Annotated in this window: 7 protein-coding genes and 2 pseudogenes; 6 read left to right on the top strand and 3 right to left on the bottom strand. The window is 72.8% G+C overall.

The features are described from left to right. Positions 1–170 precede the first annotated feature (170 nt). Positions 171–1,652 carry a gluconokinase gene (locus tag FNH04_RS38625; RefSeq protein WP_152790599.1) on the bottom strand — a complete coding sequence of 494 codons (1,482 nt, stop codon included), beginning with the start codon at positions 1,650–1,652 and terminating at the stop codon, positions 171–173. A gap of 267 nt (positions 1,653–1,919) precedes the next feature. Between FNH04_RS38625 and FNH04_RS38630 the strand changes: the two genes are divergently transcribed. The 4 genes and pseudogenes from FNH04_RS38630 to FNH04_RS38645 form a co-directional block, all read left to right on the top strand. Further along, positions 1,920–2,804, top strand: coding sequence for an NAD(P)-dependent oxidoreductase (locus FNH04_RS38630; RefSeq protein WP_322725106.1), 885 nt, complete (start codon positions 1,920–1,922; stop codon positions 2,802–2,804). Further along, positions 2,801–3,574: an SDR family oxidoreductase gene (locus tag FNH04_RS38635; RefSeq protein WP_322725108.1), complete on the top strand. Its 774-nt coding sequence runs from the start codon at positions 2,801–2,803 to the stop codon at positions 3,572–3,574. The genes FNH04_RS38630 and FNH04_RS38635 overlap by 4 nt, the downstream gene beginning before the upstream one ends. Before the next feature lie 86 nt (positions 3,575–3,660). Then, positions 3,661–4,719, top strand: coding sequence for an L-idonate 5-dehydrogenase (locus FNH04_RS38640; RefSeq protein WP_152790601.1), 1,059 nt, complete (start codon positions 3,661–3,663; stop codon positions 4,717–4,719). Between the two features lie 66 nt (positions 4,720–4,785). Continuing rightward, positions 4,786–4,923 (top strand): annotated as a pseudogene (locus tag FNH04_RS38645) (transposase); the annotation flags it as partial. 161 nt (positions 4,924–5,084) lie between these two features. Here FNH04_RS38645 and FNH04_RS38650 read toward each other — a convergent pair. Together FNH04_RS38650 and FNH04_RS49545 are read right to left on the bottom strand one after the other, a co-directional pair. Beyond that, positions 5,085–5,633, bottom strand: a complete 549-nt coding sequence (locus FNH04_RS38650) for a hypothetical protein (protein ID WP_152790603.1) — start codon at positions 5,631–5,633, stop codon at positions 5,085–5,087. A 170-nt stretch (positions 5,634–5,803) separates the two neighbouring features. After that, positions 5,804–5,947 (bottom strand): annotated as a pseudogene (locus tag FNH04_RS49545) (DsbA family protein); the annotation flags it as partial. Positions 5,948–6,073: 126 nt separating this feature from the next. Between FNH04_RS49545 and FNH04_RS48780 the strand changes: the two are divergent. Then, entirely contained in the window at positions 6,074–6,202 is a 129-nt protein-coding gene (locus tag FNH04_RS48780; protein ID WP_265581412.1) for a hypothetical protein, read from the top strand. A gap of 184 nt (positions 6,203–6,386) precedes the next feature. Further along, positions 6,387–6,695 (top strand): class II aldolase/adducin head domain-containing protein, encoded by a 309-nt coding sequence (locus FNH04_RS46910; RefSeq protein ID WP_194236959.1) that lies wholly within the window; start codon positions 6,387–6,389, stop codon positions 6,693–6,695. Positions 6,696–6,790: the final 95 nt, after the last annotated feature.

Consider the following 6,790-nt stretch of genomic DNA (forward strand, 5'->3'; position numbering starts at 1 on the left):
GGCGGCGGGCGGCGGGCGGCGCGGTGACGGTCGCCGCCGCGTCACCGTGGCACCCGGCCCCGGAGGATGCGACCACCGGGACCGGCACCGCGGCTCCGGCCGTGGACGATGGTGCGTCTGCGCGGTGCGCTCACCGGCAGGATGGAGCGGCGTCGCCGGGCGCACGGGCGCTACGCCGAGAACTCCCGCAGCGCCCCGTACAACCGCTCGACCCGGGGCCGGGCATCGGCCATCCGCCGGACGGCCACCGGGTTCGGCAGGACGGTGCGGTGTGGCCGGGACCAGATGTCGGCGGGCAGGGCGGACAGGTCGGACACGGCGCCCAGTGCACGCCAGCCGAGGAGCGCGGCGCCGAACCCGGAGCCGGCGGTGTCTTCCGTGATGCCCAGCGGCATCTCGAGCGCCGCCGCGACGATCTCCGCCCACAGCGACGACCGCAGCGCCCCGCCGGTGGCCCGCACGGAGGCGACCGGTACGCCCGCAGCGACCACCGAGTCCCGGACCAGCGCCAGTTGCTGCCCGACGCCCTCGACCATGGCCCTGGTCATGTGCGCTCTGCCGTGTCCGCGCCGCAGCCCGACCAGGGCGCCCCGGGCATCGGGGTCCCACCAGGGGGCGCGTTCGCCGAGGAGGTGCGGCAGCGCGATGAGGCCCTCGGAGCCGGGCGGGACCTCCGCCGCCTCCTTCAGGAGGTCGGCCACGTCGACACCGCCGAAGGACTCGGCCGCCCACTGGGCGACGACGCCGGCGTTGCTGACCGCCCCGCCGAGCACCCAGAGTCCGTCGGCGAGGTGGTAGCAGAAGACGCGGCACCTGTCGTCCACGCCCGGCTGGTCGCGTACGACGCGCAGCGCGCCGCTGGTGCCCAGCGACAGCGCGGCCGTACCGGGGGCGGTGGCGCCGACCGCGAGGTTGGCGAGCGGCCCGTCTCCGGCGCCCGCGACCACGGGCAGCCCGGCGGGCAGGCCCAGCGCGGCGGCCGGCTCGGGCAGCAGCGGGAAGGTGGCGGTCGGCGGTACGAGTTCGGGCAGCCGTCCGCCGGACAGCCCCGCGGCCTGAAGTGCGGGACCGTGCCAGTCGGTGGTGCGGAGGTTCATCAGCCCGGTGGCGGAGGCACAGGAGTGGTCGGTGGCCACCCGGCCGGTGAACCGGGAGAGCACGTAGTCCTTCATCCCGCACCACACGGCCGTACGGCGGCAGAGGTCCCGTTCATGGGCGGCGAACCAGGCGAGCTTGGTCACCGGCGCCATGGGGTGCACCGGGGTGCCGGTCGCCCGGTGGAGCGCGCTCCCTCCGTCGGCTCGCAGCCGGCGGGCGATGTCGGCCGCACGGGTGTCGGCCCAGCTCAGGGCGGGAGTCAGCGGTTCACCGGAGGAGTCGAGGGCGAGCAGGGTGTGCAGAGCCGCGCTGAAGGACAGGCCCCGGACGGACAGCCCCAGGTGCGTGCAGTGTTCGACGCTCTCCCGCACGGCGTCGACCACCCCGGCCAGCACGACAGCGGGGTCGTGCACGGCCTCGCCGTCCCGCCCCGTGTGCAGCGGGGCGGGGCGTTCGACGGTCGACGCCAAGCGGTACGCGGCGTCCACGGCGACCACCTTGGTGGCCGTGGTGCCCAGGTCGATGCCGAGCACCGCCTCGCCGGCGCGGCGCAACCCTGGCGTTGCGCCGGTTCTGTCACCTTCGGCGGGCCGGGAGGATGTCGTCGCGGGCACCGTCATGGATGCCGCCCTTCCGTCTCACGGACGTGTCACACGCCGTTCATCTGGGGACGTCGGGGACCGTAACAGCATGCCGCACCGAAGCCAACATGCTGGACGAGATTGACACCTCACCCCCTCATTACGTCACTCACGTTGCCAATCACTGACCCTTGGGTCCAATATGCTGTTCTCAGTGCAGCATTTAGTTCAGGAGGTCAGGTGTCAGGACATACGGAGGTAGGCATCGCGGGGCTCGGAGTCATGGGTTCCGCGATCGCCCGCCGACTGCTCAGGCGCGGACGCGCGGTGCGTGTCTACGACATCCGGCCCGAGGCCGCCGCCGAACTCGCACAGGACGGGGCCACCGCGGCCGGTTCTCCCGCCCGGCTCGCCGCGTCGGGCGCGGTGATCCTCTCCCTCAACACCGCCGACATCGTGGAGGAGGTGGTGTTCGGACACGACGGCGTGCTGAGCGCGGCCCCGGACGGCGTGCTGGTGATCGATATGTCGAGCATCGGCCCGGGACCCACCCGCGCGTTCGCCGAGCGGGCCGCGAAGCTGGGCGCCGGCTGGGTCGACGCCCCGCTGTCCGGCGGCGCACCGGGCGCCGGGCGCGGAGAACTGACCCTGATGCTCGGCGGCGAGGAGGAACACGTCGAACGCGCGCTGCCGGTTCTCGGCGCCCTGGCCTCCCGGCTGACGCACCTCGGCCCCGCCGGCTCAGGCCAACTGGTGAAGTCCGTCAACCAGGTACTGGTCGGCTGCGGTTTCGCCGCGCTCGCCGAGGCGGCCGCCCTGGTACGAGCGGCGGGCCTGCCGCCCCGGCAGGTGCTCGCCGCGCTCAGCGGAGGCCGGGCCGACTCGGCGCTGCTGCAGGAGTTCTTCGTCAAGTTCGCGGACGCCGACCTCTCCCCCACCGGACGCGTCGGCAACATGGTCAAGGACCTGGAGGCCGCCCGCGACTACGCGCGCTCGGCCGGTGTACCGCTGCCGGTCACGACCGCCGTCGCGGAACTTCACCGCTGGCTCACCGCGGCGGGGCACGGCAACGCCGACAACGCCGCGCTGATGCACTACTACGCTCCCCTGGAGGTGCGGCCGTGAAGGCTCCCGAGCTGTTCGGCCTCTCGGGCCGACGCGCCCTGGTCACCGGCTCCGGCAAAGGCATCGGCGCCGCCCTCGCCACCGGCCTCGCCGAAGCCGGCGCCGAACTCGTCCTCAACGGCCGCGATGCCGGAGCGCTGCAGCGTGCCCGGGAACAGCTGGCCGAACGCACCGGAGCGAAGGTGCACACGGCGGCCTTCGACGTCACCGACGAGAGCGCCGTACGACGGGCGGTCCGGGAGATCGAGGACGGCATCGGCCCCCTGGACATCCTCGTCAACAACACCGGGGTGCAGCACCGCGAGCCGATGCTGGAGGTCTCGGCGGAGACGTTCGAGCGCGTCCTGCACACCAACCTCACCAGCGCCTTCCTGGTCGGCCGGACGGTCGCCGCCGGTATGGTCGAGCGCGGTCACGGAAAGATCGTCAACGTCTGCTCCGTGCAGACCTGGCTGGCCCGGCCCGGCATCGCGGCCTACGCGGCCTCCAAGGGGGGCCTGGCGATGCTGACCCGCAGCATGTGCGCGGAGTGGGCCGGTTCGGGCCTCACCGTGAACGCCCTCGCCCCCGGCTACGTGGTCACGGAACTGACCCGCCCTCTGGTGGAGGACCCCGCCTTCGACGCGTGGATCCGGGGGCGTACCCCGGCCGGCCGCTGGGCCTCGGTCGAGGACCTGGTCGGCACGCTGGTGTGGCTCGCGGCACCGGCGTCGGACTTCGTCAACGGCCAGGTGATCGCCGTCGACGGCGGCCTGACCGCGGTTGTCTGACGCACCGCGTCCACCGCGTGTGACGAACCGAAGCACAACCGAGGCAGCCGAAGCCGTTCGGAGAACGGAACCAGGACAGGAGCGACATGAACTCAGCGACGATGCGGGCCGTGGTGGCACACGGCGCGGGCGACCTGCGCCTGGAGGAGCGCCCGGTGCCGAAGCCGGGCCCGGGCGAGGTCGCGGTCGACATCCGGTACGGCGGCATCTGCGGCTCTGACCTCCACTACTGGCGCCACGGCGCGGTCGGGGAGTTCCGGCTGCGCGAGCCACTGATCCTGGGCCACGAGGTCGTGGGCAGGGTACGCGAGGCGGGCCCCGGCACCCAGGCGCCGTCGCCGGGGACGCCGGTGGCCGTGCACCCGCTGGCGTCCTGCGGCACGTGCCGGCAGTGCCTCGCCGGGCGGCGCAACACCTGCCTCGACACCGGCTACTTGGGCAGCGCCGCACGGAACCCCCATGTGCAGGGGGGCCTCGCGGACGTCCTGGTGGTGCCCGCCGAGCGTGTGCTTCCGCTGCCCGAGGGCCTCGACCTGCGGCTGGCCGCCGTGGCCGAGCCCGCCGCCGTCGCCTGGCACGCGGTACGACAGGCCGGCGACGTACGCGGCAAGCACGTACTGGTCACCGGCGCCGGGCCCATCGGCTGCCTGGTGGTCGCAGCGCTGCGGGCCGCCGGCGCGGCCGGGATCACCGTGACCGACGTGCACGAGGCCCCGCTGGCCGTCGCCCGGCAGATGGGCGCCGCGTCGGCCGTACGGGTCGGCACCGACGCCGCCGACGGACTGGACGAACTCACCGCCGACATCGCCATCGAGTCCTCGGGCAACCCGGCGGGCCTTCGCACCTGCGTGTACGGAGTCGACCGGGGCGGCCTCGTGGTGGGCCTCGGCCTGCTGCCGCCCGGGGACACGCCGGTGGCCGCGAACGCGCTGATCACACGAGAGCTACGGTTCGCCGGCTCCTTCCGCTTCGATGACGAACTCGCCGAGGTCCTCGGGGCATTGGCCGACGGCCGCCTCCCGGTGGAGCCGGTGGTCACCTCGGTCCTGCCGGTGGCGCACACCAAGGAGGCCTTCGAGCTCGCGGCCGACCCCGCCCGCTCCTGCAAGGTCCTGCTCGACTTCGGCGAAACCGGCACGGCCTGACGCGACGCCCGCCGCTAGGAGGGTTTGGTCAGGTTCAGTCGTGGGTCGCGTGTCTTTTGGTGTGTGGGTGTCGTCAAGGACGGGGACGCCTCGGCGTGTATGTCCCGGCAGTACACCGGCACCGCGGGCAAGGTCACCAACTGTCAGGTGGGTGTGTCGCCGCACCTGGCGCGCGAGCGTGCGTCGGCCGCGAGATCCCGCAGATACCGGCCGGGGCCCGGCTGACCGAGCGGTTGCGGTGCGCGGCCGGACGCCGGGTCCACGATGCCGGCTCCACCGCCGTGCAGGCCGCCCGCGACCTCGATCTGTCCTGGCCCGTGGTGATGGACGCCTTCCGCACCGCCGCTACGACCGTCTCGGTGCCCTCACTCGGTGAATGCGGTGAGCTCCTGCGGGTGTTCGGAAAGGTATTCGCGCAAGTCGGCGGCCTCGGACTCCAGTCTCTCCACATGAGCCGTGATCGCTGCGACGGCCTCCTCCGGCGACATCCCGTCGCTGTTGGCGGGGTCACCCGTCGCGGGGCAGGCGGCAAGCAGAGTCCGCGCGATCTCCCACGGCTCGTGCTCGAACCGCGACCTGTATACGGGCTGGCCACTGATGTCGTCGTAACCCAGGAGGACGTCATGGCTCGGCCCGTCCGCACCGCACTCGAGCCCCAGGCGCCAGATCTGGGCGAGCGCATCACACGCGCGCCCCAGCAGCGCGCGGCCTTCCTCGTCCAACGCGGAAGGCGAGATGCAGCCGTTCCCGTACTCCTGGGCGATCTGCTTGTAGCGCCTCAGCCTCGATTTGGCCTCGCGGCGCACCCGCCATCCGCCGCTCGCGGGGACCACGGGGGCCCCACCGGCCAGGATGTCGCGGGCCGGTGACGGCACGCCGACAGGGACGATGACGTCCGGGGACGATCGGACCATGTCTTCCTCCCAACGCGACCGGGAACCGCACCCGTTGGCCCATTTCCACAAGTGCAGCATTCACCGTCGGGCCACTGCAAGGGTACGTGTCCGCCACAGCAAGCCGGCTCGGCGGTCCGGTCGAGGCCGATCTCGGCGGCCAGGCCGGCGAGGACGTCGTGGTCGCCGACGTTGAGTCCATCGGTGAAGTAGGCGCGGAAGAGCCGCTGGACCATGTCGTGCTGACGGCTCCGGCTCGCGGCGAAGTGGCTCAGCCGGTGGGCAGCGCGCGTGTTGGTCGGGATGGCGGAGTCGAGGTGGAAGTCCAGCCCGATCCGTGCCGCGCGCGGCGACTTGCGTGTTCATCGCCTTGGCCTGCGCCTCGGGGAAGCCTCGCTCCTTCGCCGGCAGTGAACACGCCGTCGTCGTCCACGGGACAACCGGCCCGGGGCCTGCCCCGCGTGGCCGTGGTCATCAGGGCGAGTGAGGACGTGCTCGGTTCGCTGTGGGTCGCGTTCCCCGACGAGGCCGCCGCCACGGACTGCGGGCCCACCCTGCCGGTGGCGGCCCGGGTCGCCGCGCCGCTCTGATGCGGCTGCTGGACCTGACCGCGCTGGCCCCTGCCTGCTCTGATGTCGGATCGGACATCATACGACGCTGATCCATGGCGTTCCCGACATTGGTTCCTGCGCGGTCAGGCATCCATGCTCCTGGATACCGAGGGGCGCTGCCACGTGCCGGCGACGCCCATGGAGCAATTCAAGGAGCACGGCCGTGACCTTTCTGGGCACCCCGACGAGCACCGCGAAACCCGCGGGCATGAGTGACGCGGAGTGGCAGGCGCGGCTCGGACTGGCCGCGTGCTACCGGATCTCCGATCACCTCGGCCGGGTCGAGATGATCTCCCATCACGTCACCGTGCGGGTGCCCGGCGAGGACGGGCACCCGCTGATCCACTCGGACGCCATCGGATCCGTCCTCGGCGGCGCCTTCGCCCCCATTGCCCCTGGACAACGCCGAGGCCGAGGAGAAGAACGCGTGGGCGGCCGTGACCTCCTGAGGAACCGTCGCCCGGCCCTCTGATGGCAGCCGGAGCCGGCCGCTCCAGACCCCGCCCATCTCCCTCCCGGCACCTGCCGATTCCCATCCCCCACATCAAGGAGCCACCCGCATGAACG

This window comes from Streptomyces phyllanthi, from assembly GCF_009377205.1.
GTDB classification, from domain to species: Bacteria; Actinomycetota; Actinomycetes; order Streptomycetales; family Streptomycetaceae; genus Streptomyces; species Streptomyces phyllanthi.